Below are 2,553 nucleotides of genomic sequence, written 5' to 3'. Positions count from 1 at the left end.
GGGCGAACTGGGCGCTGTACCGCAGCCGAGTTGGATCTGCTGGAGGCCTCACGCAAGACGGGCATTCGCCTGCGGCTCTTCCACGGACGCCGCGACCGACCGTGCCGCCGCGTCCGTGGAAGAGCCGCAGGCGAATGCCCGTCTTGCGTGAGGCCTCCAGCAGATCCAACTCGGCGCGGTACAGCGCCCAGTTCGCCGCGAGGTATCCACCGTCCTTGTTCGAGTCCGAATACCCGAGCATGACTTCCTGATTCATGCCGCGCCCGGCCACCAGCGCGCGATAGATCGGAACGTCGAGCGTGGCGAGCAAGGTCGCGGCACCTTGCTGAAGATCCTCGATGGTCTCGAACAGCGGAACGACACCCACCGTCGACGTGGGCGCCGAGCCGTCGGTGCCGGGGTCGAAGATGCCCGCTTCCTTGAGCAGCAACGCCGCTTCGAGCATGTCACTGACCGACTGACACATGCTGATGATGTAGTTCTGGATGGTGTCGGGGCCCAGGTGGTCGATGGCCTCCTTGGCGGCCCTGACAATGCCCAGTTCCTTGGTGGCGAGCTCACTGAGCTGCGCGTTGGGGCCGACGAGCGGCCGCCTGGTCGCAAGTTCCTGCGACAGCACCGACACCCGCTCGTCCTCTCCGAGGGACATGTAGTCGGAGTGAACACCGGCCCAGGCCAGCAGCTCGGCGACCACCTCTTCGTGGGTCTCGGAGTTCTGCCGCATGTCCAAGGCCTGCAGATGGAAGCCGAACGTCTCGACCGACTGTCGGAGCCGCAGCAGTCGATCGTCGGCGATCAACGCATCACCGTCCGCTCGCAACGCCCGGTCGATGATGTCGAGGTCGTCGAGGATGTCCTGCGGGCCGTCGTACTGCTGCGCCCCGAGGTCCACCCCGGATACCGGCACCGCGTCGAGTACCGCCTCGGCGGTGGCAGTGAGCCGGGCCCGGATGCCGACGACCGCGACCCGATACGGTTCGTCCGACCGGCGATCGTCCGGTTCGGCCGATGCGCCGGCCAGGGCGGCGAGATCCTCGGTGACGTCCACCAGGCGCGCGGACATCGACAGTTCCTTCTCCAAGGCGACCAGCTCGTCGAGGTAGTGCTCGAACGCGACGTATCCGGCCTGATGTGTCGCCGTGTGCACCACGTCGGCGGTCACGTTCGGATTGCCGTCACGGTCGCCGCCGATCCACGATCCGGGGCGCAGAATCGGCCTAGGCAGCAGGTCGTCCTCGGGCCACCGTGCGCGCAGTGCCGCACGCACATCCGCGTTGAGGGCTGGCATGACGTCGAAGAGAGACGACTCGAAGTAGCGGAGGCCGACCTCGATCTCATCCTGAATTCGCAGACGAGACAATCGAATCAGAGCTGTCTCCCACAGGGTCAGCACTTGCCTGCGGATCTGCACATCGATGGCGGCCAGTTCCTTCGCCGCACTGGCGGCCTTGCCCTCGACCGCCGCAGCGGCGACATCGCGGCGACGCATCAGCTCGGTGATCTTCGACTGCACGTCGAACACGGTGCGTCGACGTGTCTCGGTGGGGTGCGCGGTGATCACCGGTGCCACCAACGCATCCGTCAGCGCGGCGGCCACCTGCTCGCGCGACGGTGCCGCGGCATCGATCTTGAGCCAGGTGGCGTCGAGACTGCTGTCTTGCGGCGGGTCCTCGCGGTCGAGGTGAATCGCGCGTCGACGTTCGCGGTGCAGATCTTCGGCAAGATTGGCAAGAAGCGAGAAGTGGCTGAACGCGCGAATGAGTGGAACTGCCTGTGCCACTTCCACATCGGTGTAGCGTCCGACCGAATCGTCCCGCTCGATCTCGGATCTGCGAACTGCGAAGGATTCGACACGCGCTGCCTCGATGAGGTCGAAGACGTCCTCGCCCTCGTGCTCGCGGATGATCTCACCCAGGATGCCGCCGAGATAGCGGATGTCCTCACGGAGAGGCTCTGTCAACTCCCGACCCTGAGCTGTCGGTGGGACGAAAGCTGGGGAACCGACTGACTCGTAGGAGGATTCGCTCATCCACCCAGTATCGTCGCTCCGTCACCAACTCGCACTCGGAGCCGAATCCGATCAGGTGTACTTGATCTCCAGACCGATACCGAGGATGGCGATGAGCCAGATGATGCCGGTGAAGACCGTGAGGCGATCGAGGTTCTTCTCGACGACGGTGGAACCGGAGAGGCTGGACTGCACTCCGCCACCGAACAGGCTGGACAATCCGCCGCCCTTGCCGCGATGCAGCAGGATCAGCAAGATCAGCGCCAGGCTGGTGACGACCAGCAGAATATCCAGAAACAGATCCATGTCCACCTCAAACTCGATTCGATGCCTTCAGCAGCCTACCTGGCCCCGCGAACGGCTTCGGACACCCCGCCGACGCGAGGTGTCCGAAGCCGTTTGTAGCAGCGTTGCCGATGGCCGATCAGGGCAGGGGTCCACCTGCGGCGATGGCCGACAACGTGGCGAACTCGTCGGCCTTGAGCGAAGCGCCGCCGACCAGTGCGCCGTCGACGTCGGGCTGACCGACGATCTCGCCGACGTTC

Annotated in this window: 3 protein-coding genes; all 3 read right to left on the bottom strand. The window is 65.1% G+C overall.

Features of this window, described 5'->3' with window-relative positions:
• A partial coding sequence (locus tag RHBS_RS26810) for a phosphoenolpyruvate carboxylase (RefSeq protein WP_128646863.1) occupies positions 1–2,029 on the bottom strand: 2,029 nt, incomplete at its 3' end.
• Positions 2,030–2,080: 51 nt separating this feature from the next.
• Positions 2,081–2,314 (bottom strand): preprotein translocase subunit SecG, encoded by a 234-nt coding sequence (secG, locus tag RHBS_RS26805; protein WP_068050526.1) that lies wholly within the window; start codon positions 2,312–2,314, stop codon positions 2,081–2,083.
• Between the two features lie 118 nt (positions 2,315–2,432).
• Positions 2,433–2,553, bottom strand: a 121-nt coding sequence (locus RHBS_RS26800) for a triose-phosphate isomerase (RefSeq protein WP_187298654.1), incomplete at its 5' end; no start/stop codon positions are given.

It is taken from the genome of Rhodococcus sp. BS-15 (assembly GCF_000813105.1).
Classification (GTDB): Bacteria; Actinomycetota; Actinomycetes; order Mycobacteriales; family Mycobacteriaceae; genus Rhodococcoides.
The sequence above is the reverse complement of the archived record's forward strand: the minus strand, read 5'-3'. Positions and strand labels throughout refer to the sequence as shown.

What these genes read in the sequence shown, in the direction of transcription:
- secG (WP_068050526.1), bottom strand. Translation starts at nt 2,314, where the DNA reads ATGGATCTGTTTCTGGATATTCTGCTGGTCGTCACCAGCCTGGCGCTG.